The sequence below is a fragment of the Paraburkholderia monticola genome, assembly GCF_001580545.1.
GTDB classification, from domain to species: Bacteria; Pseudomonadota; Gammaproteobacteria; order Burkholderiales; family Burkholderiaceae; genus Paraburkholderia; species Paraburkholderia monticola.
Genome location: NZ_LRBG01000038.1, coordinates 671949 through 696241, shown reverse-complemented (window position 1 = coordinate 696241; position 24293 = coordinate 671949). Strand labels below are relative to the sequence as shown.

19 protein-coding genes are annotated in these 24293 nt (G+C 64.0%); 6 read left to right on the top strand and 13 right to left on the bottom strand.

The window, feature by feature from the left end:
- Positions 1-19: 19 nt before the first annotated feature.
- Positions 20-3292, bottom strand: a complete 3273-nt coding sequence (locus CI15_RS30560; RefSeq protein ID WP_062135898.1) for an efflux RND transporter permease subunit — start codon at positions 3290-3292, stop codon at positions 20-22.
- 409 nt (positions 3293-3701) lie between these two features.
- Entirely contained in the window at positions 3702-4136 is a 435-nt protein-coding gene (locus CI15_RS30555) for a VOC family protein (RefSeq protein ID WP_062135894.1), read from the bottom strand.
- A gap of 154 nt (positions 4137-4290) precedes the next feature.
- On the opposite strand from CI15_RS30555, the gene CI15_RS30550 reads away from it, so the two are divergent.
- The 4 genes from CI15_RS30550 (at position 4291) to CI15_RS30535 (ending at position 8632) form a co-directional block, all read left to right on the top strand.
- Positions 4291-5166, top strand: coding sequence for a LysR family transcriptional regulator (locus CI15_RS30550; RefSeq protein ID WP_062135891.1), 876 nt, complete (start codon positions 4291-4293; stop codon positions 5164-5166).
- 206 nt (positions 5167-5372) lie between these two features.
- Positions 5373-6011: a LysE family translocator gene (locus tag CI15_RS30545; RefSeq protein ID WP_062135889.1), complete on the top strand. Its 639-nt coding sequence runs from the start codon at positions 5373-5375 to the stop codon at positions 6009-6011.
- Positions 6012-6110: 99 nt separating this feature from the next.
- Complete coding sequence (locus CI15_RS30540) at positions 6111-6461, top strand: hypothetical protein (protein ID WP_062135886.1); 351 nt, start codon at positions 6111-6113, stop codon at positions 6459-6461.
- A gap of 257 nt (positions 6462-6718) precedes the next feature.
- Complete coding sequence (locus CI15_RS30535; protein WP_062135884.1) at positions 6719-8632, top strand: potassium transporter Kup; 1914 nt, start codon at positions 6719-6721, stop codon at positions 8630-8632.
- 3 nt (positions 8633-8635) lie between these two features.
- Here CI15_RS30535 and CI15_RS30530 read toward each other — a convergent pair whose 3' ends face one another.
- From CI15_RS30530 to CI15_RS30520, 3 genes are read right to left on the bottom strand one after another with little or no spacing between them, the layout of a single operon-like run.
- A complete protein-coding gene (locus CI15_RS30530) occupies positions 8636-9880 on the bottom strand; it encodes a complex I 51 kDa subunit family protein (RefSeq protein WP_062135880.1) in 1245 nt (414 codons plus the stop codon).
- A 20-nt stretch (positions 9881-9900) separates the two neighbouring features.
- The gene (locus CI15_RS30525; RefSeq protein WP_062135878.1) at positions 9901-11550 is read right to left on the bottom strand and encodes an FAD-binding protein; all 1650 of its coding nucleotides are present in this window, start codon (positions 11548-11550) and stop codon (positions 9901-9903) included.
- 15 nt (positions 11551-11565) lie between these two features.
- A complete protein-coding gene (locus tag CI15_RS30520; protein ID WP_062135874.1) occupies positions 11566-12204 on the bottom strand; it encodes a 2Fe-2S iron-sulfur cluster-binding protein in 639 nt (212 codons plus the stop codon).
- 102 nt (positions 12205-12306) lie between these two features.
- Between CI15_RS30520 and CI15_RS30515 the strand changes: the two genes are divergently transcribed.
- Entirely contained in the window at positions 12307-13749 is a 1443-nt protein-coding gene (locus CI15_RS30515) for an anion permease (protein ID WP_062135871.1), read from the top strand.
- 28 nt (positions 13750-13777) lie between these two features.
- Here CI15_RS30515 and glnA read toward each other — a convergent pair whose 3' ends face one another.
- The gene (glnA, locus tag CI15_RS30510) at positions 13778-15283 is read right to left on the bottom strand and encodes a type I glutamate--ammonia ligase (protein WP_062135868.1); all 1506 of its coding nucleotides are present in this window, start codon (positions 15281-15283) and stop codon (positions 13778-13780) included.
- A 92-nt stretch (positions 15284-15375) separates the two neighbouring features.
- Positions 15376-15579, bottom strand: a complete 204-nt coding sequence (locus CI15_RS30505; RefSeq protein WP_008922850.1) for a hypothetical protein — start codon at positions 15577-15579, stop codon at positions 15376-15378.
- Between the two features lie 162 nt (positions 15580-15741).
- Here CI15_RS30505 and CI15_RS30500 point away from each other — a divergent pair, with 162 nt between their 5' ends.
- Complete coding sequence (locus CI15_RS30500) at positions 15742-16545, top strand: gamma-glutamylcyclotransferase family protein (protein WP_062135865.1); 804 nt, start codon at positions 15742-15744, stop codon at positions 16543-16545.
- A 44-nt stretch (positions 16546-16589) separates the two neighbouring features.
- Here CI15_RS30500 and CI15_RS30495 read toward each other — a convergent pair whose 3' ends face one another.
- The 6 genes from CI15_RS30495 to CI15_RS30470 all read right to left on the bottom strand — a co-directional run bounded on the left by CI15_RS30495 (position 16590) and on the right by CI15_RS30470 (position 24283).
- The gene (locus CI15_RS30495) at positions 16590-18302 is read right to left on the bottom strand and encodes a SulP family inorganic anion transporter (RefSeq protein ID WP_062135862.1); all 1713 of its coding nucleotides are present in this window, start codon (positions 18300-18302) and stop codon (positions 16590-16592) included.
- A gap of 589 nt (positions 18303-18891) precedes the next feature.
- Positions 18892-19932: a LacI family DNA-binding transcriptional regulator gene (locus CI15_RS30490; protein WP_062135859.1), complete on the bottom strand. Its 1041-nt coding sequence runs from the start codon at positions 19930-19932 to the stop codon at positions 18892-18894.
- A 45-nt stretch (positions 19933-19977) separates the two neighbouring features.
- Complete coding sequence (locus tag CI15_RS30485) at positions 19978-21150, bottom strand: ABC transporter ATP-binding protein (RefSeq protein ID WP_062135856.1); 1173 nt, start codon at positions 21148-21150, stop codon at positions 19978-19980.
- 3 nt (positions 21151-21153) lie between these two features.
- A complete protein-coding gene (locus tag CI15_RS30480) occupies positions 21154-22071 on the bottom strand; it encodes a carbohydrate ABC transporter permease (RefSeq protein WP_062135853.1) in 918 nt (305 codons plus the stop codon).
- Entirely contained in the window at positions 22068-23036 is a 969-nt protein-coding gene (locus CI15_RS30475; RefSeq protein WP_062135851.1) for a carbohydrate ABC transporter permease, read from the bottom strand. The genes CI15_RS30480 and CI15_RS30475 overlap by 4 nt, the downstream gene beginning before the upstream one ends.
- An 8-nt stretch (positions 23037-23044) precedes the next feature.
- Complete coding sequence (locus tag CI15_RS30470; RefSeq protein WP_062135848.1) at positions 23045-24283, bottom strand: ABC transporter substrate-binding protein; 1239 nt, start codon at positions 24281-24283, stop codon at positions 23045-23047.
- Positions 24284-24293: the final 10 nt, after the last annotated feature.

Sequence of the window (24293 nt, the reverse complement as noted above, 5' to 3'; positions counted from 1 at the left end):
GTCAACCATCGTTTAACTTTTACGCGGGCGTTGCCGCACTGCTGTGTTCCGGCGCAGGGCTGCGGGTATGGCCGCCACTGCCAGTACCACCGCCGTTGCCACCGCCGTTGCCGCCATCGTCGCCACCGCCGTTGTCGTCGCCGCCGCCGTTCCTGTGCCGGCGCGCGAGCCACGAATGAATCCCGGCGAACACGAGCGGCACGAAAAACAGCGTCGAGACGGTCGCGAACAGCAGGCCGCCGATCACCGCGCGGCCGAGCGGCGCATTCTGCTCGGCGCCTTCGCCGAGGCCGAGGGCCATCGGGATCATGCCGATGATCATCGCGAACGCGGTCATCAGCACCGGACGGATCCGGCTCGCGCCCGCTTCGAGCGCGGCGGTCAGCGCCGGCGCACCGGCGGCGAGCCGCTGGCGCGCGAACGAGACCATCAGAATACTGTTCGCGGTCGCGACGCCCATTGTCATGATCGCGCCGGTCAGCGCCGGCACGCTCAGATGGGTGCCGGTCAGGAACAGCATCCACATGATGCCCGCGAGTGCCGCCGGCAGCGCGCTGACGATGATCAGCGGATCGATCCACGACTGGAAGTTCACGACGATCAGCAGATACACGAGCACGATCGCCATCGCGACACCGATGCCGAGCCCGAAGAACGAACTGCGCATCGTCTCCACCTGCCCGCGCACCGTGATCTGGCTGCCGCGCGGCAGCGAGCCGCGCACCTCGTTGACGATCTTGTCGACCTGATTCGCCACGCTGCCGAGATCGCGCTTTTCAACGCTCACATAAAGATCGATCACCGGACGAATGTTGTAGTGCGAGACGACCGCGAACTGCGCGTGCGGCGACACGCGTACGAGGTTGCCGAGCAGTTGCGTCGGCCCGTTGGCCGCACCCGACACCGGCGTGCGCAGCAGTTCGTCGATCGACGACACCTGGTACTGCGGCGTCTGCACCGCGACGTTGTATTCGACGCCGTTGCGGTTGTTGAACCAGAAGCCCGGCGAGGTCTGCGAGCTGCCCGACAGCGAGATCAGCACGTTCTGCGCGACGTTGCTCGCGCTCAGGTTCAGCTGTTGCAGCCGCGTGCGGTCCATCTGCAGATTGATCGCGGGTTCGTCGAGCTTCTGCTGGATGTGAGTGTCGACGGTGCCGGGGATCAGCCGCACCTGTTTGAGCAGCTTGCGCGCGGCCTCCAGATTGCCTTCCTGGTCCGCGCCGGAAATCTGCACGTCGACCGCGGCGGGCAGGCCGAAGTTCAGGATCTGCGTGACGATGTCGGCCGGCTGAAAGAAGAACTCGACGCCCGGGAAACGCTGCGGCAGGATCGTGCGCAGCTTGTCCATATACATCTGCGACGGCTTGTGCCCTTCGTTCAGCGCGATCTGGATCTCGCCGTCGAGCGTGCCGATCGTGCCCGCATTGCTGTACGACAGGTTGATACCGCTATATGGCAGGCCGAGGTTGTCGAGAATCGTGCCGAGGTCCTTCGGCGGCACGACTTCGCGGATCACCTTTTCCACTTCGTCGGCGAGCCGGGCGGTTTCCTCGATGCGCGTGCCGGTCGGCGCGCGCATGTGCAAGCGGATATCGCCCGCGTCGACGCTCGGGAAGAAGTCTTCGCCGAGCGTAAAGAACAGGCCCATCGACAGCACGCAGAAGCCGAGGAACAGCGTGCCGAACATCTTGCGACGCACGAGCAGGCTGCTCAGGATCATGATGTAAGCCGCGCGCATGCGCTCGAAGCCGGCGTCGAAGCGGTGATACAGACGCATGAACAGATTCGGCTTCGCGCCCGCCTTCGGCTTGTGCGCGTGGCCCATCAACAGCATCGCGAGCGTCGGCACGAGCGTACGCGACAGGATGTACGACGCGAGCATCGCGAACACGACCGCTTCCGCGAGCGGCACGAACAGATAGCGCGCGACGCCGGTCAGGAAGAACATCGGCACGAACACGATACAGATACACAGCGTCGACACGAGTGCCGGCACCGCGATTTCGCCGGCGCCGTCGAGAATCGCGTCGTGCAGATTCGTGCCCATGTGCAAGTGCCGCTCGATGTTCTCGATCGTCACCGTCGCGTCGTCCACCAAGATCCCGACCGCGAGCGCGAGCCCGCCCAAGGTCATGATGTTGATGGTCTGCCCGAGCGCATGCAGCACGATCAGCGACGACAGAATCGACAGCGGAATCGAGATCGCGATGATGCAGGTGCTGCGCCAGTTGCCGAGGAACAGCAGGATCATCGCGGCGGTCAGCGCGGCGGCCACCAGCGCCTCGCGCACCACGCCCGCCACCGCCGCCTTCACGAACACCGACTGGTCGAACAGCGCGGTGATCTGCAGGTCCGGCGGCAGCGCCGCGCGCGCGCCGGGCAACAGGTCTTTCAGCGTATCGACGATCGACAGCGTCGACGCGTTGCCGTTCTTCAGCACCGATATCAGCACACCGCGATGGCCGTTCTGCCGCACGATGTTGGTCTGCGGCGAGAAGCCGTCGCGCACGTGCGCGACTTCACGCAGATAGGTCGTCGCGCCGTTGATGGTGCGCACCGGAATGTCGTTGAGCCCGTCCACCGTCGGCGGCGAGCCGTTCATGTTGATCGTGTATTCCTTCGGGCCGATCTTCGCGGTGCCGGTCGGCAGGATCAGGTTCTGCGCGTTGAACGCGCTGACCACGTCCGAGGGCGTCAGGCCTTTCGCGAGCAGCGCGCGCGTGTCGAGGTCGACCGAGATCAGGCGCGACTTGCCGCCGTACGGATACGGCACGGCCGCGCCCGGAATCGTCACCAGCTGCGGTCGCAGGAAGTTCAGCGCGGTGTCGTTGAGCGCCTGCTCGGAGAGCTTCGGGCTCGACAGGCCGAGCTGGATCACCGGAATGCTCGACGCCGAATAGCTGATCACGAGCGGCGGCGTCGCGCCGGGCGGCATCTGCTTTAACTGCGCCTGCTCGACGGCGACGGTCTGCGCGATCGCGGTCTGGATGTTCGCGTTCGGTTGCAGGAACACCTTCAGAATCGTGATGCCTTGCAGCGATTGCGATTCGATGTGCTGGATGTCGTTGACCGTCGTGGTCAGACTGCGCTCGTTGACCGACGTGATGCGGTTGGCCATGTCCTCGGCCGACAGCCCCGTATACGTCCAGATGATACTGACGACCGGAATGTTGATTTCCGGCAACACGTCGACGGGCGTGGTGAACAGCACGAAGGGCGTCGCCAGCACGATCAGAATCGCCATCACGATGAACGTGTATGGCCGCTTAAGCGCTACGTTGACGATCCACATTGAAACGGGCCAGAGAAAATGCGGGTGGAGGGAGGGATTGAATCTGCGCTTATGCTAGATCGGTAGCACCAACGCCTGCATGGCGTGAAAATGGCGAGATTGTCAGGAAGCTTGTTGAAAGCCTAAGCGCGATTTTTGAGGGCGCCGTACCCGCGCCGGAGATGCGTCCAATTTCGCGACAAGCAAACGTTTATTGAATAAATTTAAGCGTAGTTAATGGAACGTTTGCTGAGACGCGACACGGCTTTCATTGGAAATATTATGAAACATGCTTTCAGATTGATTCGCCCAACACGGTATTTTGCTCCGCGCGAGCGTGCTCCTCAATGCAAAAGGCCGGTCGACCTACAGGGTCGACCGGCCTTCTGATTTACAACTATCCGCCTGCGGGCGTCAACGCCCGCGACACTTACCTGGCGAACAGCGACGACATATCGGCGAACGCCTTGAACTCGAGCGCATTACCCGACGGATCGAGGAAGAACATCGTCGCCTGCTCGCCGACTTCGCCTTTGAAGCGCACATGCGGCTCGATGATGAATTCGATGCCGGCCTTTTGCAGTTTGTCCGCGGCGGCCTGCCACTGCTCCATCGACAGCACCGCGCCGAAGTGGCGCACCGGCACCGCGTCGCCGTCGACCGCGCTCGTATGACGATGACCGATTTCGTCCGGCGCCAGATGCGCGACGATCTGATGGCCGTAGAAATTGAAATCGACCCACGCGTCGGAGCTGCGCCCTTCCGGACAGCCGAGCAATTCACCGTAAAACTCGCGCGCGGCGGCGAGGCTATGAACAGGAAACGCCAGATGGAATGGCGGCAAAACGTTTTCGGCAACGCTCATGATGGTAAGACTCGCTGGGTGGGTGTGGGGGGGTGGCTCGTGACGGGCGGTTCGACTAACGACCGGTCAATTGAAGGCAAGTTTAACCATGAATAAAAATGCTGAGAAACGATATATATTTGATCTGACCATCACCAAAATCGATTGATCGATCATGCTCAGCGAGTTGAAAACCTTCATCGCCGTCAGCCAGTACGGCACATTTTCCGGCGCGGGCGCGCGCATCGGGCTCACGCAATCCGCCGTCAGCGCGCAGATGCAGCGGCTCGAGGAGGAACTGGGCTTCCAGTTGTTCGACCGCACCGGGCGCTCGGCGACGCTCAACGAAGCGGGCCGCGAAACGCTCGCGCTCGCCGAGGAAATGATGACGCTCTACGCGCGGCTCTCCGAGCGCAGCGGCGGCGCCGCCGAAAGCGGCATGCTGCGGGTCGGCGCGATCGCGTCCGCGCAGGTGTCGCTGCTCGCCGACGCGCTCGCGCGCTTTCGCGTCGACCGCCCCGGCTGGCGCATTCGCGTGGTGCCGGGGGTGTCGCTGGGGCTGCTCGGCCAGGTGGATTCCGGCGAACTCGATCTGGCCGTCATCATCAAGCCGCCGTTCGCGCTGCCCTCGGAGCTCGAATGGCGCACCCTCGTCGCCGAACCGTTCGTGCTGCTCGCGCCGAAAAAGCTCGCGCGCGGCGGCCGCTCGTGGCGCGAGTTGCTGCGCAGCGAGCCGTTCATCCGCTACGACCGCGCGTCGTTCGGCGGCCGGCTCGTCGACCGTTTTCTGCGGCGCGCGCGCCTGACCGTGCGCGACGCGGTCGAGCTCGACGAATTGCAGGCGATCGTGCAACTGGTCGCGCGCGGCATGGGTGTCGCGTTGATTCCCGATACGGCCGGGCTCGGCAAATGGCCGGCGAGCGTCGTGGCGCTCGAACTCGGCGACGCGACCTTCACGCGTGAGATCGGGCTCGTGTTGCGGCCGCGGCATAGCCGGCCGGTGGTCGCGGATGCGTTGGCGGAATGTATTGCGGGCGCGGCGCAGGGGTGAGCGGTTCGGGCGGTGCGCTCGACGCGCGTTCGACTCGAGTGTCCTGCCCTACGAACGCGCAACTGTATCTGTGAGTTGCGCGCGGCGGCGCGCAGAATCGTTGCTTCGTTCAACCGCCTGGATGGCGCGCGAGCCACGCCGCGTTGCATTGCGCTGCATTGCGCTGCATTGCCCGTCACGCGCCCTGCCCTTACTCCCTGCCCGATATGATCGCCAGCCCTCTGCTCACCGCCGATGTCCTGATCGCCTACAGCGCCTATTTCGTCGGCACCGCGAGCCCAGGGCCGAGCAATCTCGCGATCATGTCGCTCGCGATGAGCGCGGGCCGGCGCGCCGCGCTGGTGTTCGCGCTCGGCGTGGTGTCGGGTTCGTTTTCGTGGGCGCTGCTCGCCTCGCTTGGCTTGTCGGCGGTGCTCGCCACGTACTCGCAATGCCTCGTCGCGATCCGCATTGCGGGCGGGCTATATCTGCTATGGCTCGGCTTCAAGTCCGCGCGCTCGGCATTGAGCGCCGACAAGCCGGCCGCCCGGGCGGCGCGCCTCGACGAACCGCTTGGGCGCCTCTATCTGCGCGGTCTTTTGCTGCACCTCACCAATCCGAAGGCGGTGCTCGTGTGGCTGTCGATCGTCTCGCTCGCGATGTCGCCGGTGCACGGCGCCGCGCACGTGATGCCGGTCGTGCTTGGCTGCATGGTGATCGGCGCGACGGTGTTCAGCAGCTATGCGGTGCTGTTTTCGACGGCGTCCGCGCGGCGCATCTATACGGCGATCCGCCGCTGGCTCGATGGATCGCTCGCGGTGATGTTCGGGATTGCGGGAATCAAGTTGTTGACGTCGAAGAGTTGAGGCCTGCTGGGGTCGCCCGGCCGCCTGCGGGCCGCGCTCTGCGATACTGGCGGTTCGGCTCCATGAACGACGGCTGCTAGCGCACCCACCCACGAAACGATGAACGGCAACGATCACGACGCAGTCTCCTCAACCCAACGTTCGCCGCTGCAAAGGCGGCTCTATTTCACCGGCGCGGCGATCCTCGTCCTCAGCCTGATCGCCGCGATACTCATTTACGTCAGCACGCCGCCGCCGGATCCCGCGGTCGCGATGTATGGCATGGTCGATCCGCGCTATCAGATCGAGCTACAGCAAATCGGCGGCAACGCGGCGGTGCTGATGGCGCAGTTGCATCAATGGTTCGATAACCTGTGGCACGGTTCCAGGCTCGCTTATACGGTCGCCGTGCTGGGCGCCGCGCTCGCGGCCGGGTGTGTCTTCATCGGCCATTTTTTCGCGGATGAGTGAGTGACGTAGCGGCCGCGCCCGATTGATCGGGCGAATGCGCCTGACTCCGACCGTATTGCGAATGCACGACGACACCCGCGCGAAATGGTGACGCGAAGCGCAATTTCGCCGGAAATTTCTATACTTCCTCTAGCGCACAACGAGCAGGAAGCGGCCCGTACAAAACCGAACGAATCCACGTCAACAAAACGAAAGAATCGAAGCGAACCCGCGCTCGCCTATCAGGGCCGGCGCGCGATTCGTATGAGGAGGGAGACATGGGACATCCCGCAACGGACGCGCCGGCGGAAGGCCACGGCGAAGCCGCGCCGGCTCTGCCAGCGCTCGCGCTGGCCGCGCTCGGCGTGGTGTATGGCGACATCGGCACGAGCCCCCTCTACACGCTCGCCACCGTGTTCGATCCCATCAACGGTCTCGCGGTCAATGCTTTCAATATCGTCGGCATCGTCTCGCTGATCTTCTGGTCGCTGATGATCGTCGTGTCGCTCAAGTACGTCGTGCTGATCCTGCGGGCGAATAATCACGGCGAAGGCGGCATCATGGCGCTGCTCGCGCTCGCGGCGTCGTCGGTCAAATCGCGGCCGCGTTTGCGTCGTACGCTGCTGGTGGTCGGCGTGATGGGCGCGGCGCTGTTCTTCGGCGACAGCGTGATCACGCCCGCCATCTCCGTGCTCAGCGCCGTGGAGGGGCTCGAAGTCGTCGAGCCCGGCCTCAAGACCTATGTGATTCCGATCACGCTCGCCGCGATCATCGTCCTCTTCGTCACGCAAAAACACGGTACCAGCGGCATCGGCGCCGTGTTCGGGCCGGTGATGGTGCTCTGGTTCTTCGTGATCGCCGCGGCGGGCATCGCGAACATCCTGAACGCGCCGGTCGTGCTTTACGCGCTGAATCCGCTGGAAGGACTCCGGTTCTGCGCGCATCATCACTGGCTCGCGTTCGTCGCGCTCGGCGCGGTCGTGCTCTCTCTCACGGGCGCCGAGGCGCTCTACGCCGACATGGGGCATTTCGGCAAGCGGCCCATTCGTCTAACGTGGTTCGGCATCGTCTTTCCCGCACTAGCGCTCAACTATCTCGGCCAGGGCGCGCTGCTGCTGACGAATCCCGGCGCAGTGCAAAACCCGTTCTACCGGCTGTTCCCGCAATGGACCGTCGTGCCGATGATCGTGCTGGCGACCGTCGCCACCGTGATCGCCTCGCAGGCCGTTATTTCGGGGACCTATTCGATGACGATGCAGGCCATGCAGCTCTCCTTCCTGCCGCGCATGAACATCGTGCATACGTCGGAGCGCGAGATCGGGCAGATCTACGTGCCCGGCATCAACTGGATTCTGCTCGTCGCGGTCGTCGCGGCGGTGGTGGGCTTCCGCTCGTCCACTGCCCTCGGCTCCGCGTATGGCATCGCCGTGACCGGCACGATGCTGATCACCACCTTCCTCACGTTCTTCGTCGTGCGTTACGCGTGGCACTACAACTGGCTGCTGTGCGTGCTCTCCACCTCGTTCTTCTTCGTGATCGACGCGCTGTTCTTTTCGGCGAACCTGCTGAAGATCGTGGATGGCGGCTGGTTCCCGCTCGTGGTCGGCGGGATCATGTTCACGATCATGGCGACGTGGGGACGCGGCTGGGAAATGATGATGGCCGAAGCGCGCGTACGGGCGGGCAAGACGCCGCTCAAACAATACCTCACTACGCTGCTCGAAAAATCGCCGACGCGCGTGGGCGGCACGGCGATCTTCCTCACGCCGGATGCCAACGCGGTGCCGCACGCGCTCGTCAACAACCTGCGGCACAACCGCGTGCTACATGAGCGCACGGTTTTCCTGAGCGTGATGACGAAAAGCGTGCCGTGGGTGGCCGAAAGCGAGCGCGTGCAGATCAAGCCGCTGTGCTCGGGCTGTTGGCACGCAACGGTGAACTACGGATTCAAGGACGAAGTGGACTTGCCGCGGACGCTGGCCGACTACAAATCGGCAGATTTTGCGTTCGATCCGAACGACGCATCGTGGTTCCTGAGCCGCGCGGCCGTCGTGCCCAAACGCGGGCACGGCATGGCGTTGTGGCGCGAACGGCTCTTCGCGGTGATGCTGCACAACGTGGGCAATATCGCGGCGTTTTTCAAGCTGCCGGCCAATCGCGTGATCGAAGTGGGGGCGCGGGTGGAGATATAAGACCTACGCCATCAACAGCGCCTCATATTCCTCGCGGAACTGATTGATCGAACTCTCCACCACCGTCACCGCACCGTCGATCAAACCGCACCGCCCGCTGCCGGGAAGAACCGAGCACAGGTTCTCCAGTGCTTCCAGATCGGCCGGCACACCGCGCCCTGTGTCGAGCCGGTTCAGAAGCCGCATCATCTGAAACGTTCCGCCCTTGCACGGCGGACACTGCCCGCACGAACCCTGTGCGAAGAAGCTCACGTAGTCCGCGACCTTGCGCACGATGCTCGTGCCTTCCGAGACCACGATCATCGCACCCGTCCCCAGACGCGAGCGGCGTTGGCGCACCGAGTCGAAGTCGAGTGCGACGTCGAGGTCGCGCTTCGTCAGGAGCGTGTTGGAGGGTCCGCCCGTAAAGACCGCCTTGAATTCCTTGCCCTGCAGCATGCCGGCGCCGTGCTGGAACACCAGCGTCTCCAGCGTCGTGCCCATCGGCAGTTCGTACAGACCGGGACGCAGTACATCGCCGGAAAGCGAATAAAGCTTGGTGCCGGCCGCGTTCCCTAAACCCAGATCGCGGTACCACTGCGCGCCGTGGCGCAAAATCCCCGGTACGTGTGCCAATGTTTCGATGTTGTTGACGATGGTCGGCGCGCCATGCACACCGTGCTCGGCCGGGAAAGGCGGTTTGCGCCGCGGAAACGGAAAACCACCTTCGACGCTCGCGATCACCGCCGTTTCCTCTCCGCCAATGTACAGCCCCGAGCTAGGGACGACACCAAGCGACAAGGGTGCGCCAATCCACTTTTCGATCGCGGCAACTTGCGCGTGACCCGACCACTGCTTCACCGCCTCGCGAGCCACCGCGAGGGACACGCTCTGGTGCGGATTGACATACAGAACGACATGGTTGGCGCGCGTCGCCAGCGCGGCAATCAGCGCGCCCTCGATCACCTGGTGCGGTGTGTGTTCGAGCAGAAAGCGATCCTTGAAGGTGCCGGGCTCGTCTTCGTTGCCATTGCAGATGACGTACTTGTCGCCGTCGGGGGCGGCCGCGACCGGCGCCCACTTTCGATGCGCGGGAAAGCCGGCACCGCCCATCCCGCGCAAATCGGCCTGGGCAATTTCGGCGATGATCGCTGCCGGGTCGTCGAGCGCCTTGGCGAGCCCCTCCCCACCGCCGCGCGCGAACCACGCATCGAGGTCGGCGCCGACACGGAAATCGTCCCTCATCAAGCACTGATTCAGCGTTTGCATCGCGTGCTCCGTGGTTCGCCTCAGCGGATGCCGCCCATCACGCGCCCGCGCGCGCCCGAGCGCAAGCCCGCGTCGACGCGCAGATCGAAATGGGCATAAGCGGGAAAGAGCTGCGGCGCCTTCACGTGAAGCGGCAGTCCCGCCAGTGTCAGCTCTCTCTGCCACGCGTGCACGTGACCGATTCCGGCGCGGCTCGCCATGACCCACTCCCTCGATTGCGCCGCCTTCGCGCCGGCACGGCGCCCCATGCTGAGAATGTCGAGCAGCGCGTTGCCCATCAACCGGTTGCGACCGTGGATGCCGCCCGTCACCTCGCCGACACAGAAAAGGCCTGGGACGTTGGTGGCGCCGTCCTTGTCGATGGCGACGCCGCCGTTCTGATAGTGCAGCGTCGGATACACGAGGAACGGCTCCTGCGCGGCATCGATGCCGCACTTGTGCGCGAGATGACGCAGCGTGACGAGACGCTTCTCCAGGATGCCGGGATGCTCGATTTCGAGCGTCGGTGTATCGAGGAACACACCGATCTGGCCGTCGCGCTCGATGCCGCGCCCCTGCGCGCATTCGCGCAGGATCGCCGAGGCGACCACGTCGCGCGGCTTGAGCTCGTCGACGAAACGTTCGCCTTCGCCGTTCAGCAGTCTCGCCCCCGCGGATCGCGCCGCCTCCGAAATCAGGCCGCCCGCCAGATGGTGCGGGTGGGCGATGCCGGTCGGATGGTACTGGAACGAGTCGAGCTCGCGCAGACGCGCGCCGATCCGGTAGGCGAGAACGAGGCCGTCGGCGGTGGCGCCGTAGTGGTTGGAAGTCGGGAAAGCATTCAGGTGCAAACGCCCGGCGCCGCCCGTGGCAAGGATCACGGCACGCGCGCGCACCAGTACGAAGGTGCGCCATTCGAGGTTGTAGATCACGGCGCCGGCGCAGCCGCCGCGCTCGTCGGACAGCAGCTCGACCAGCGGGCAGCGATTCCACAGCTCGATGCCGGGGTCGAGGTCCACCGCTTCGCGCAGCACGCGCATCATTTCGAGGCCGGTATAGTCCCGATACGACAGAATGCGCGCGGCCGATGCGCCACCGGGTTTCTTGCGCAGCAGATTGCCGCCGATCGGCTGGTCCTCCTCCAGATCGAACATCATGCCGAGCTGGATCAGCCAGCGAATCACATCGGGGCCGTCCATCACCATCTGCGCCACGAGTTCGGGTTCGCCGCAGAAGTGCCCGGCGCGCAGCGTGTCTTCGAAGTGCAGTTGCGGACTGTCATCTTCGCCGACGGCTGCCTGGATTCCGCCTTCGGCCATCACGGTATTGCTGTCGCCGAGGCGCAGCTTGGTGGCGAGGATCACCCGCGCGCCCTGCTTCGCCGCCGTGAGCGCCGCGGCACATCCGCCACCGCCGCCGCCGATCACCAGCACATCGGTCGTCATCAACTGCGCTCCGGCGATATCGACATCGTCGATCAGCGCGTTGGCCTGCAGATGGCGCGCGAGATCGGGCTGGCAGGGTTCGCCGCGATTGACCCCGACGCTCAGCGCGACGCGCGCATGCGGCCCGTGGTCAGGGTGATAAGCCTTCAGGAGTTCATCGACCGGGACGTCATCGCTGCGGACCGTCGCCGCCATCCCGGGGCGGTAGCGCTGGCGCGCGTCATCGTAAGGTATGCCGGCGGACATGATGTTTCCCTCCGCTCAGCGCGGCGGTTGCGCGCCGGGCGCATCGAAGTCGATCGTCATTTCGCCGCTCTCGATCTGCTGCAGCCGTCGCATCAGATTGGCCGGACGCAGCGAAAGCGATGCGATCATGCGGCGCACGAATACCCCTAGATGGTTGGGCCGGATATGCTCGGGGCATGCGAGCGTACACAGATTGCACATCACGCATTCGTCGAAGACCTGGCCCGCCGCGGCCAGACTCCCCTCCACCGCCAGGTTCACGCCGCGCTGCACTTCGAGCCCCTTTGGACAGGCCCGGTCGCAGCCGCTGCAATGCCGGCAATGCGATGCTTCCGGGAAGATCTCGGCGATCTGGCGCAGCGTCTGCCAGCTATCGCCGATCTCCTCGATGCGATAGAAGTGACGTACCGATTCGGTGAAGTAATCGAGGAAGGCGACCTGCATGCCGTCTTCGACGAGGGTCTCGCAGGCGAGCGCAGTTTTGACTTCCTGCTCGCCGCTACGCCGCACCATCACACGGCATGAGCCGCACACACCCTGGGACATGCAGCCGACACCCTCGACGAGCGTCTGCCCCGCATGCCCCATGGCCTGCAGGATCGAGCAGTTGGCCGGCGCCTGAATCTCGCGCCCTTCGATACTCACGCGAACCATAGCCTCGCACTCTCCTTGCGCGCCGCAAACACTGCACTGGCGAACGCGTGAAAAAGGTCATATAAACCTTAGCACACGAAAGGTTATGGGAAGGGGCATCGTATGAAAACTTTCTGGAAGGCCGTCGCCCCGCTGATCGTGGCGATCGTGATCGCACTGATTCCCACTCCCGCCGGCCTGGAGCAGCACACGTGGTATTACTTCGCGATTTTCGTGGGCGTGATCGTCGGGTTGATGCTGGAGCCCATTCCAGGCGCCGCGATCGGTCTGATCGCCGTGACGCTCGTCGCCGTGTTCAGCGAGTGGGTGTTCTTCAGTCCCGAACAACTCGCCAAACCCGGCTTCAATGTGGCGAATGCGGGGCTCAGCTGGGCCCTTTCCGGTTTCTCCAACGGCACCGTGTGGCTGATCTTCGGCGCCTTCATGTTCGCGCTCGGCTACGAGAAAACCGGGCTCGGCCGGCGCATTGCACTGATGCTCGTGCGGGCGCTGGGCCGCCGCACTCTGACGCTCGGCTATGCGGTGATGGTGGCGGACGCCGTGCTCGCGCCCTTCACCCCTTCCAACACGGCCCGCAGCGGCGGCACGATCTTCCCGGTGATTCGCAGTTTGCCGCCGCTGTACGACTCGAAGCCGAACGATCCGTCGGCACGGCGCATCGGTTCGTACATCATGTGGATCGCGATCGCCACGACCTGCGTGACGAGTTCGATGTTCCTCACCGGGCTCGCGCCCAATCTGCTCGCCGTCGAACTCGTCAAGAAAATGGTCAACGTCGACCTTGAATGGACGCAGTGGTTTCTCGCCTTCGCGCCCGCGGGCATCCTGCTGCTGCTGGCCGTGCCGCTGCTCACTTATGTGATCTATCCGCCGCAGGTGAAGCAGAGCGCCGAAGTGCCAGCCTGGGCCGCCCAGCAGCTCAAGGAGATGGGGCCGCTCAGCCGGCGGGAAATCACGCTCGCCGTGCTGGTCGTGATCGCGCTGGCGCTGTGGGTCTTTGCGGACGACTACGTCAACGCCACGACCGCGGCGCTGATGGTGATCGCGCTGATGCTGGTCACGGGCGTGGTGAGCTGGGACGACATGCTCGCCAACAAACAGGCCTGGAATACCCTTGCGTGGTTCGCGACGCTCGTCACCCTCGCCGATGGACTCAGCAGGACTGGCTTCGTCAAATGGTTCGCCGCGACGATCTCGACGCATATGAGCGGCTTTCCACCGACGACGGCGGCGATCGTACTCGTGCTGATCTTTTTCTTCACGCATTACATGTTCGCGAGCGTGACCGCCCATGCGACGGCGATGCTGCCGGTCATGCTGGCGGTGGGCTCGACCGTTCCAGGCATGCCGATGGAGGCGTTCGCGCTGATGCTGTCATTGACGTTGGGGATCATGGGGATCCTGACGCCTTATGGATCGGGTCCGAGCCCGGTGTACTTCGGCAGCGGGTATCTGCCCGCGGGCGACTTCTGGAGACTCGGGCTGATCTTCGGCGTCGTCTACATCGCGGTGTTTCTTCTGATTTGCGCGCCTATCCTGCTTTGAGCTCGCGGGGCCTGTCGTCCCCTGCTTTCTAGGTATCGAAGTACAGATAAAACTCCCAGGGATGCGGACGCAGTTTGATCGTGTCGATCTCGCGTGTGCGCTTGTAGTCGATCCAGGTTTCGATGACGTCGTCGGTGAAGACATCGCCTTTGCGCAGGAACGTGTTATCGGTTTCGAGCGCGGCCAGCGCCTCGTCGAGGGAACCCGGCACCTGGCGCACGTTGCGGGCTTCTTCGGGTGGCAGATCGTAGATGTTGCGGTCGAGCGGCGCGCCAGGATCGGTCTTGTTTTCGATGCCGTCGAGGCCGGCCATCAGCATCGCCGCGAAAGCAAGATAGGCATTGGCCGACGGGTCGGGACAGCGGAATTCGACGCGCCGCGCATTGGGCGAATCGGAATACATCGGGATGCGCGCCGCGGCCGAACGGTTCCGCTGTGACATGGCCAGATTGACGGGCGCCTCATAGCCCGGCACCAGGCGTTTGTAGGAATTCGTCGTCGGCGCGCAGAACGCCATCAGCGCGGGCGCATGCTGAAGCAATCCGCCGATGTACCAGCGGCACATATCGGAAGTCAGCGCCCAGCCGCCCGCGTCGTAAAAGAGGTTCTGGTCGTCGTTCCACAGGCTCTGGTGACAGTGCATGCCGCTCGCGTTGTCGGCGAAGAGCGGTTTCGGCATGAAAGTTGCCACCTTGCCGTGCCGGCGTGCGACGTTCTTGCAGATGTACTTGTAGATCATCACGTTGTCGGCCATGCGGGTGAGCGTCGCAAAGCGCATATCGATCTCGTTCTGTCCCGCCGTCGCGACTTCGTGGTGATGCACTTCGATCTGTACGCCTGCCTGCTGAAGCCTCAGCACGATTTCCGAGCGGATTTCCTGCAACGTGTCATGGGGCGGCACCGGGAAATAGCCTTCCTTGTAGCGCTGCTTGTAGCCAAGGTTGCCGCCGCCGTATGCGCCCTCGTCCCGACCGCTGGTCCAGTCGCCCTCGCCCGACTCGACGTAGTAGTAGCCGCAATGCTGATCCTGACCATAGCGGATCGAGTCGAAGATGAAGAATTCCAATTCCGGGCCGAAATAACACGTCGTCGCGATGCCCGTCTGGCGCAGATAGTTCTCGGCTTTTTTCGCCACGTAGCGCGGATCGCGCGAGTACGGCTGCCGCAGCACCGGATCGACGACGTCGCAAATCATCGACAGGGTCGGTGTGTCGCAAGCCGGGTCGACGAAGGCCGTTGTCGGGTCGGGCCTGAGCAGCATGTCCGACTCGTGGATCTCCTGAAAGCCGCGGATCGATGAACCGTCGAAGCCGATGCCGGCGTTGAACAGGTCATCGTGAACTTCGGGGAGCGTGATCGAGAAGTGCTGCCAGAGGCCGGGCAGATCGGTGAACTTCAGATCGACGATCTGAATATCGTGCTGTCGCAGCAGGTCGGTCACATCGCTCGCGTTCTGCGGGCGCGTGACGCGAAAGCTGCCCGGCTCGACGGACGCCGCAAACGGCGATCCGGTGGTTCCTTGCGTACTGGCCATCACCTTGCCTCTTCCGCCCCGTTTGCCGCCCATTTATCTATAGTGCAACGTTAGTACGTTCGCCTGCGAAACCAAGGCACAAGTGAGCGCGTCTAGCGATCCTCCGCCAGCGCCTTCAGATGGGCCTCCCCGGCATCTTTGGCAGCGGCGTGGGTCGCATAGGTCTCGTCGGAAACGAGGGAGCGTTTGACCTCGCGAGCCGCGAAGTCGACCAGCGTGATGACCCAGACATGCTCGCCACCCTGCTCGGCCGTTTGCACGAAAGCGCGCACGTCGCCCTTGTCGTCTGCTTTCATCGTCACCTCCTGGTGGAAAAGTCGCGCGAGAACGGGTTTCGCGTAACTTGATCTTAGGCAATGGAATCGGGCCGCAGGAGCAAAACCCCACTGCGCGCGCAGTTGCAAGGCGCCCCGGCTGAGGCGATCATCTGCGGCAATACATAGGACGGAGATCCGACGATGGCGGCAATGGCAAAGATTCGAACCTTGATCGTGGCGTTCGCGCTCGTTGGCCCGGCGGCGCACGCGCAAACCGCCGACTACTGGGGAACGCGTCTTCCCGATCAGCCGACGCAGTTCATTTTCGGCTACGGCTCGCTGATCAACTCGCCATCGCGCGCCGACACGGCGGGCAAGCCGGTTCCGGCGATTCCGGTGCGCGTCGCGGCGGCGTTCGGCTATGTGCGCAGCTGGAACGACCGTGCGACCTCGGGGTTCACGGCGCTCGGCCTGCGGCATCCATTCGAGGGCGAGGCACCGATGACGATCAACGGGGTGATCTATCCCGTTGCCGGCAATGACATGTCCGCGTTCGACCAGCGTGAGAAGGGCTATGTGCGCGTCGAGGTGCCGCGCGCGTTGATCGAGGCGGTGTCGTGGCAGCCGCTGCCGGCGCAGGGAACAGTCTGGGTCTACGTGCCGAAGGTCGAAGGCAAGGCGCCGGGCGAAGGGCTTCCGCTGCCCGACGCGAAATATCCGCTCGTCGAGTCGTACATCGATGTCGTGATCGAGGGCGCGCTCGAATACGGGCCGCAATTCGCGCGCGAGGTCATCGAAACGACCCGGGACTGGAGTCCCTACTGGCTCAACGACCGCACGCTCGCACGCCGACCATGGGTAGTCGACAAACAGTTCGCGCAAGTCGATGCACTGCTCGCGAGCTCGGCGCCCTGCTTCGCGCAGCGGGCGTTCTCCGAGGACTTTGCGGTCGCGGTCGCCAAACGCAAAAGCAAGGTGTGCGCTCCGGCGGATTCCGGCCGCTAGGGTCCGCCGGCCGTCGCTGATCGCCTTGCGCCGGGCATGACCCGTTACAGCGCCCCCTTCACCTGCTCATGCGGCTTCTCCACGCCCGCCATCGTCAGCGCCTCGTGCAGCGTGCCGAATATGCAGCGCTCCTCGACGATCGGCGTGATGCCATGCCGATCCATATCCGAACGCAAATAGCGATTCACGCGCGCGAAGATCACTTCGATCCCGCTACTCTTGAGCGCCGCGCACAGCTCGCCGACCGAGCGCGCCGCCGAATAATCGACATCCGTAATCGCGCTCGCATCCACGACGAACCAGCGCACCGGGTTCGGTGCGTGATCGACCAGGCGGCGCGTATCGTCGACGAAAAAATGATCGTTCGCGTAGAACAGATCGGCGCCGAAGCGATAGACGATCAGCCCGGGCACGGTCTCCATGCCGGGCACCGCCGGCACCGGCACCCACTGGCCGTCGCCGTTGGGCGCGAGCATCATCGTGTGCGGGCGATAGCTGTGTCGCACGTGACGCAGCAACGACACCGCGACCGCGACCAGAATGCCGTGCTCGACGCCGATCAGGACGACCGCCGCCGCCGTGAACACCGCCAGCCTGAATTCGCCGGGACTTTCGCGACGAATCGAAAACAGCGACTGCACGTTGACCAGCCCGACCGCGATCGTAAACACGATGCTCGCGAGAATGCAGTGCGGCAGATACTGCAGATAGCGGCTGAAAAACAGCAGCACGACCACCACGACCGCCGCGAACACGAGCTGCGCGAACTGGCTGCGCGTGCCGGCGCGATCGCCCATCGCGGTCTGCGTCGGGCTGCCGTTGACGACGAACGCGCCGGTAAACGCCGCCGCCGCGTTGGCGGCCGCGATGCCGAGCAGGTCCGCGTTGTTATCGACCGGCTCGTGATATTGCTCGGCGTACACGCGGCTCGCGGCGGCGCTTTGCGCGACGATCATCACGAAGCACGACGCGGCGACCGGCACCAGATCGAGCATCTGCTGCCACGTCACCGACGGAATCCGCAGCGGCGGCAATCCGCCCTCCACCGGTCCGAGGATCGAGATACCGTGTGCGGCGAAGCCGAACACGTCGCTCGCGGCAATGCCGGCGACGACCACGATCAACGGCACCGGCAAGCGCGGCCAGAAACGTTTGCAGACGAGAATCGCGGCCACCACGAGCACCGAGATCGCGAGCGTCGGCCGGTTGATCTGCGCGGCCTCGCGCAGGACGAGCAGCAGTTGATTCACGCTGGTCGCCGCATGTCCGGGCACGCCGAACATGTCGCCGAGCATCGCGATGCCGACCTGCACGCCGACGCCGGCGAGAAAGCCCACCAGCACCGTGCGCGAGAGGAAATCGGCGAGAAAGCCGAGCTTGAAGATGCGCGCGACGAGCAGCAACGCCGCCGTCAGCAACGCGACCATCGCCGCGAGCGCCGCGTATTCGGCGCTCGATGCCGGCGCCATCGTCGACAGACGGCTCGCGAAGATCGTTGCGGTGGCCGAATCGGCCGCGACGACCAGATGCCGCGACGCGCCGAAAAACGCGAACGCGACGAGCGGCAGGAACACCGTATAGAGCCCGGTCACGGCCGGCATGCCGGCAATGCGCGCGTAGCCGAGCACCTGCGGGATATCCATCGACGCAAGCTGCACACCGGCCAGCGCATCACGCGCCGCCGCGATCCGGCTCAAAGGAAGAACGCCCTTCAGCACGCTGGCACGTGCCGCCATTTTTTGCAGAGATTCTTGCATACGCGATGCCGCCCCAAACCGAAGGTAATCGCGCATCGTGCCGCGAACCGGCACACAAAGGCAAGACTTGATGAAAGGTGTAACGGGCTATTGAGGCAAACGAAAAAGAGAAAGCAATCCGAAAGACAGCAAACGATTGCCGATTTCAAACTGACAACGAACTAACAAAACAATAGTCGCCAAGCGAAAATCACCACGGCCCCACCGCGGTAAAAACGCCTGAAGAATTAACGTTTGAAATGCCCTGTCTCCGGATCCACATGGCGCGCAAAACCAAACAGCGCGGCGATGCAGATCGGACAGGCGATCAGAAAGATGGCCAACATCGCACTCACCCCGTAACAAATTGTTACCGGCAAGTTTAGAGAAATTTGCAGTAAGTTTTATGAGGGAAAACCGCAAAGCTCTATTGCGAAGTATTACTAAGGTCTTAAAACGACCCTCGCATATGTAAGTGAAAACGCGAATCTACGGAAGCTCTGGCGAGTGAAAAACCCCGCGAATGCTGCGTCCGAGCGTGATCGCAGACCCGCGCTCACCTCAGGCGTCAGTCACGCCACGCAATTAGGCAAACCCTTCTAGTCCGCCCTCAGCGTGCCTTGTTCTTCACCATCGGCGCCGGCCCGACCGATTCGCGCACCGTCACGCTGACCGGAAACTCGCGGAAGATCTCCCAAGCGGTGCCGTAACACTGGTTGATCAGCCAGCGCACCGCGTTTTGCGTCAGCTCCGCAGTCGGGATATGCACCGACGTGAGCCCCGGTGCCGCATACGCGGCCGAGTAGTCGTCGTCGTAGCTGATCACGGAAATATCGTTCGGCACCGAAATGCCCGCGTGGTGAAAGCGCGCGAGCACGCTGACCGCCATCGTGTCGTTCGCGCAAAAGAGGCCTGTTACGTGCCGCTTCGTGTCGAGCAGCTTCTGCGCGGCCGCGTAGCCGCCTTCGGGCGAGAAATCGGATTCGATCAGCGTGACGTCGTCGCGCGCGATGCCGGCTTGCGCGAGTTCAGCGAAAAAGCCTTCGATCCGCATCACGTTGTCCGACGCGGTAGCGGGCCCGGAAATCACCGCGATGTCGCGATGCCCGTGATCGAGCAGCGTGCGCGCCGCGAGTTCGCCGCCGCGCCGGTGATCGGCGCTGAACGACGCTTCCGGCAAGCGCTCGAACGCGCGATTGAGGAACACCATCTTCGGATGCATGCCATGCAGCATGATCAGGTCTTCGTCGTGCAGATCGTGGCTGATCACGACCACGCCATCGCAATCGCGGCCGATCAGAAAGCGCACCGCCTCAATCGCCTGGTCGCGCGGCGATAAATCTCCGCAGCCGGTCGCGACCACGACATGCCGCCCTACCGCGCGCAGCTCGGTGTCGGTCTGCTTCAGAATCGTGCCGTAGTAGGAGCCGAAAAAGGTCGGCACGAAGATGCCGATGATGCCGAGCTGCTGCGTCGCCATCGCCCGGCCGATCGACGACGGGCGGAAGTTCAGCGCCTCGATCGCCGCCTTCACGCGCGCCGCGGCGTCGGCGGAAATCGGTCCCTTGCCGGAAATGGCTCGTGAGGCGGTCGACATGCCCACGCCGGCCAGTTCCGCGACGTCCTTGAGTGTTGCCACGCGGTTCTCCATCAAGCCTGTCTCGACGAGCCGCTTCGCGCGTGACGCGCTGCGGCGTTATAAGCGCGCGCCGCTCGCTTCGTCGAACAGCGAGACATGCGCGGCGTCGAACGAGAACGCCACGGTGTCACCCTCCGAAAATGGCGCTTTTGTCTGATCGATCGACGCGATCTGTTCGCCATGATAGTCGAGCCAAATCACGCGGTGGTTGCCCATCGGCTCCATCAGCGAAACTTTTGCGTGCTCGCTCGCGCTTTCCGTGATATGCACGTCTTCGGCCCGCACGCCGAGCACGCAGGGCGCGCCGTGCGAGGGCGCTTCCTTGAACGGGTACGCCGAGACGTCGAGCCGCACCTGCGCGGTGCAAAAGAAGCGCGCGCCGTCGCGCGTCTCGAGCGTGCCCTTCAGCAGATTCATCGCCGGCGAGCCGAGGAAGGTCGCGACGAACAGATTGTTCGGCCGCGCATAGACTTCGGCCGGTGTACCGAACTGCTGGATCACGCCGCCGCGCATCACGGCCATGCGCGTGGCGAGCGTCATCGCCTCGACCTGGTCGTGCGTCACGTAGATCATCGTCGCGCCGAGGCGCTGATGCAGTTGCTTCAGTTCGCGGCGCAGCTCGGTGCGCAGCTTGGCGTCGAGGTTCGACAGCGGTTCGTCGAACAGGAACACGTCGGCTTCGCGCACGATCGCGCGGCCGATCGCGACACGCTGCCGCTGCCCACCCGACAGCTGCGAGGGCTTGCGCTTGAGCAGCGGCCCGAGTTGCAGCATCTCCGAGGCGCGCCCGACGCGCCGCGCGATTTCCGCCTTCGGCGTGCCGTTGATGCGCAACGCGAACGACAGGTTGCGCTCGACGCTCATCGTCGGATACAGCGCGTACGACTGGAACACGAGCGCGATGCGACGATCCTTCGGATCAGCCCACGTCATGTCTTCGCCCGCGATCTCGATGCTGCCGTCGCTGACGTCGATCAAGCCCGCGATGCTGTGCAGCAGCGTGGACTTGCCGCAGCCCGACGGCCCGAGCAGCACGACGAACTCGCCGGCGAGCACGTCGAGATCGAGGTTTTCGATCACCGTGTTCGCGCCGAGGCGAATCGTCAGATTGCGGATCGCCACGTTGGCGGGATGCGTGAGCGCCGCAGTGTCCAGGTCAGCGTCCGAGTTGGCGTCCGCGCTTGCGCCCGGCACGCCGGCCGCGTCGATCGTATTTGCCATGTTTGTCATGCCCTACCCCTTGACGGCGCCCGACGCAATGCCGCGCACGAACCAGCGGCCCGAAACGAAATAGACCGCGAGCGGCACCATCGAGGTCAGAATGGTCGCCGCCATGTTGACGTTGTAGAGCCGCTCGCCGGTCGTCGTGTTGATGATGTTGTTCAGTTGCACCGTCATCGGCAGATTCTTCGTGCCGGCGAACACGAGGCCCAGAATGTAGTCGTTCCAGATGTTCGTGACCTGCATGATCAGCGCGACGACGATGATCGGTGTCGACATCGGCAGCATCAGTTGAAGGAAGATGCGCCAGAAGCTGCCGCCGTCGATGCGCGCGGCCTTGAACAGCTCCTGCGGAATCGACGCGTAGTAGTTGCGGAACAGCAGCGTCATCACCGGCATGCCGAAGATCGTATGGATCAGCACGATGCCGGGCAGCGAGCTGAACAGATGCACGCTGGCGAGCACGCGCACGAGCGGATAGACCATCACCTGAATCGGAATGAACGCGCCGACCAGCAGCACGCCGAACAGCAGCCCCGCGCCGCGCGGCCGCCAGAAACTCAACGCGTAGCCGTTCACCGCGCCGACCATGATCGACAGCACCGTGCTCGGCACGACGATGCGCACCGAGTTCCAGAAGCCGACGCGAATGCCGTTGCAATCGAGCCCGGTGCAGGCCGACTGCCACGCATCGCCCCACGCGGCGAGTGTGAAATGCATCGGCAAGCCGAGCAGATTGCCGAGGCGGATCTCGCTCATCGGCTTCACCGAGGTCACCAGCATCACGTACAGCGGCAGCAGGAAAAACGCCGCCGCGGTGAGCAGGAACGCGTAGATGCCGAGCCGGGCCGGCGAGAATGCCGAGCGGCGCGGCCGCGCGTGCGCGCGCGGCGGCATGCCGCCTTTGAGCGTGGAATCGAGCGTGTTCATCCTCTCTCCCCGCGCAGCGCCGCGCGGCTGCGTGCATAGAAGAACGGCGCGAGAATCGCGAGCACCGTCGCGAGCAGCACGATCGATGCCGCCGACGCGAGGCCGATGTTGGCGCGTCCGAACAGATAGTCCATGATGAATTTGGCCGGCACTTCGCTCGCTGTGCCGGGACCGCCCTGGGTCATCGCGACGACCGCGTCGTACAGCTTCACGACCATCACGAACAGCAGCACGAACGCGGTCGAGATCGACGGGCCGAGCATCGGCACCACGATGCTCGCGTAGACGCGCCAGCGCGGAATACCGTCGATGCGCGCGGCCTTCCACAGCTCCTCGTCGATGCCGCGCAGGCCCGCCAGCATCAGCGCCATCACGAGCCCCGAGGCCTGCCACACGGTCGCGATCACGATCGTGTAGATGACATAGTCCTGATCGACGATCCAGTCGAAGCGGGCATGCGTGAAGCCGATCCTGTGCAGCACTTCCTGCGCGCCGAGCGAGGGATTCAGGATCCACTGCCACACGAGCCCGGTAGCGACGAACGACATCGCGTACGGATACAGAAACACCGTGCGCAACGCGCCTTCCGCGACCACGCGCTGATCGATGAAGATCGCGAGCAGCAGACCGATCACCATGCACGCGACGATAAAGCACGCGCCGTAGATCACGATGTTCTGCAGCGACCCGAGCCAGCGGTCGTTGTGGAACAGCCGCACGTACTGCGTGAGGCCCGCGAAGTCGTTCGACGGGAACGTGTGCGAATTGCTGAGCGACACGCGCGCGGTCCAGACCATCGTGCCCAGGTACGCGAACACGACGGTCAGGAGCATCGGCAGCAAGGCCAGCCAGACCGCGATCGAAAACCGCCGTTTCAGCGGTTTATGTCGCGGCCTGGGTTGCGAGTTCGGATGAGACCCGCCGCGTGGCTTCGAACCCTCGGCTGGCAGCTTGAGCGCGTGCATGGCGAGGCCTAGCCCTTCAACGCGCTGGCGAACGCTTTCTGCGCATCGTCGACGGACTCGTTCTTGTTCCAGAAGTTCGTCACGACGTCGGTCAGCGCGCCCTGCTCATCCGGCGACAGCAGCATTTCCGGATTCGGCAACTGGCGCGACTTGTCCTTCATGATCGCGATGCCCTCCTTCGCACAGACGTCGAGACTGCTGCCGTCCACGTCGGGCCGGATCGGAATCGAGCCCTTCTTCGCGCTGAAGGCGACCTGCGCGGACGGCGAGGTCATCACCGTGGCGAGCAGATTCTGCGCCTTGATCGCCGATGCGTTGTCGGTCTTCGGGAACACGAACACGTCGCCCGCGACCAGATACGGCGAGCGCGGACCGAAGCCCGGGAAGCAGCCGAAGTCCTTGCCCGCGGTCTGATTCGCCGCGACGAACTCGCCCTTGGCCCAGTCGCCCATGATCTGCACGCCGGCCTTGCCCGAGGTTACGAGTGCCGTGGCGTCGTTCCAGTTGCGCCCAGGCGAGCCCGGATCGACGAAATCGTGCAGCCGCTTGAACGACACGAGCACCTTCTTGAACGCATCCGATTTCACCGCGTTCTGATCGTGATCGCGATAGACCTTCATATACAGGTCCGCGCCGCCCACGTCGGCGAGCACCGCGTCGAACGTGATCTTCTCCTGCCACGGCTGGCCGCCGAACGCGAGCGGAATCACGCCCGCGCTCTTCAGCTTGCCGAGATCGGCGATGAACTCGTCGTAGCTTTTCGGCTCGCTCGCGATGCCGGCTTTCTGGAACACCGGCTTCGAGTAGAAGAACCAGGCCGGCATGTGGATGTCGACCGGCGCCGCGTAGTAATGGCCCTTCACGCGGATGCTGTCGAGAATCGATTGCGGGAAAATGCCGCTCCAGTTTTCTTTCGAGGCGACGTCGTCAACGTTATTCAGGAGTCCCTGGTCGATCAGATCGTGGAACTGCTTCGACGTATTGAACTGGGCGGCGGTGGGTGGATCACCGCCGACGATCCGGTTGATCGCGGTGGAGCGCGCCTGATCGGCGCCGGCGACCGCGTTGTCGACCCATTGGCCGCCGGCCTTGTCGTACGCGTCGGCAAACTGGCGAATCGCGGCCGATTCGCCGCCCGAGGTCCACCAGTGAATCACGTTGGCCTTGAGCGGCTCAGCGTGGGCGACGACGCCATACAGCGCCAGTGCCGCAACTACGCCTCGCAAGACCATTCTGTTGCTGTTCATTCCGTCTCCT

What these genes read in the sequence shown, in the direction of transcription:
- CI15_RS30530 (WP_062135880.1), bottom strand. Translation starts at nt 9,880, where the DNA reads ATGCAAACGCTGAATCAGTGCTTGATGAGGGACGATTTCCGTGTCGGC.
- CI15_RS30495 (WP_062135862.1), bottom strand. Translation starts at nt 18,302, where the DNA reads ATGCAAGAATCTCTGCAAAAAATGGCGGCACGTGCCAGCGTGCTGAAG.
- CI15_RS30555 (WP_062135894.1), bottom strand. Translation starts at nt 4,136, where the DNA reads ATGAGCGTTGCCGAAAACGTTTTGCCGCCATTCCATCTGGCGTTTCCT.
- glnA (WP_062135868.1), bottom strand. Translation starts at nt 15,283, where the DNA reads ATGGCCAGTACGCAAGGAACCACCGGATCGCCGTTTGCGGCGTCCGTC.
- CI15_RS30525 (WP_062135878.1), bottom strand. Translation starts at nt 11,550, where the DNA reads ATGTCCGCCGGCATACCTTACGATGACGCGCGCCAGCGCTACCGCCCC.
- CI15_RS30470 (WP_062135848.1), bottom strand. Translation starts at nt 24,283, where the DNA reads ATGAACAGCAACAGAATGGTCTTGCGAGGCGTAGTTGCGGCACTGGCG.
- CI15_RS30520 (WP_062135874.1), bottom strand. Translation starts at nt 12,204, where the DNA reads ATGGTTCGCGTGAGTATCGAAGGGCGCGAGATTCAGGCGCCGGCCAAC.
- CI15_RS30560 (WP_062135898.1), bottom strand. Translation starts at nt 3,292, where the DNA reads ATGTGGATCGTCAACGTAGCGCTTAAGCGGCCATACACGTTCATCGTG.
- CI15_RS30545 (WP_062135889.1), top strand. Translation starts at nt 5,373, where the DNA reads ATGATCGCCAGCCCTCTGCTCACCGCCGATGTCCTGATCGCCTACAGC.
- CI15_RS30480 (WP_062135853.1), bottom strand. Translation starts at nt 22,071, where the DNA reads ATGAACACGCTCGATTCCACGCTCAAAGGCGGCATGCCGCCGCGCGCG.
- CI15_RS30515 (WP_062135871.1), top strand. Translation starts at nt 12,307, where the DNA reads ATGAAAACTTTCTGGAAGGCCGTCGCCCCGCTGATCGTGGCGATCGTG.
- CI15_RS30505 (WP_008922850.1), bottom strand. Translation starts at nt 15,579, where the DNA reads ATGAAAGCAGACGACAAGGGCGACGTGCGCGCTTTCGTGCAAACGGCC.
- CI15_RS30535 (WP_062135884.1), top strand. Translation starts at nt 6,719, where the DNA reads ATGGGACATCCCGCAACGGACGCGCCGGCGGAAGGCCACGGCGAAGCC.
- CI15_RS30490 (WP_062135859.1), bottom strand. Translation starts at nt 19,932, where the DNA reads ATGGAGAACCGCGTGGCAACACTCAAGGACGTCGCGGAACTGGCCGGC.
- CI15_RS30540 (WP_062135886.1), top strand. Translation starts at nt 6,111, where the DNA reads ATGAACGGCAACGATCACGACGCAGTCTCCTCAACCCAACGTTCGCCG.
- CI15_RS30500 (WP_062135865.1), top strand. Translation starts at nt 15,742, where the DNA reads ATGGCGGCAATGGCAAAGATTCGAACCTTGATCGTGGCGTTCGCGCTC.
- CI15_RS30485 (WP_062135856.1), bottom strand. Translation starts at nt 21,150, where the DNA reads ATGACAAACATGGCAAATACGATCGACGCGGCCGGCGTGCCGGGCGCA.
- CI15_RS30475 (WP_062135851.1), bottom strand. Translation starts at nt 23,036, where the DNA reads ATGCACGCGCTCAAGCTGCCAGCCGAGGGTTCGAAGCCACGCGGCGGG.
- CI15_RS30550 (WP_062135891.1), top strand. Translation starts at nt 4,291, where the DNA reads ATGCTCAGCGAGTTGAAAACCTTCATCGCCGTCAGCCAGTACGGCACA.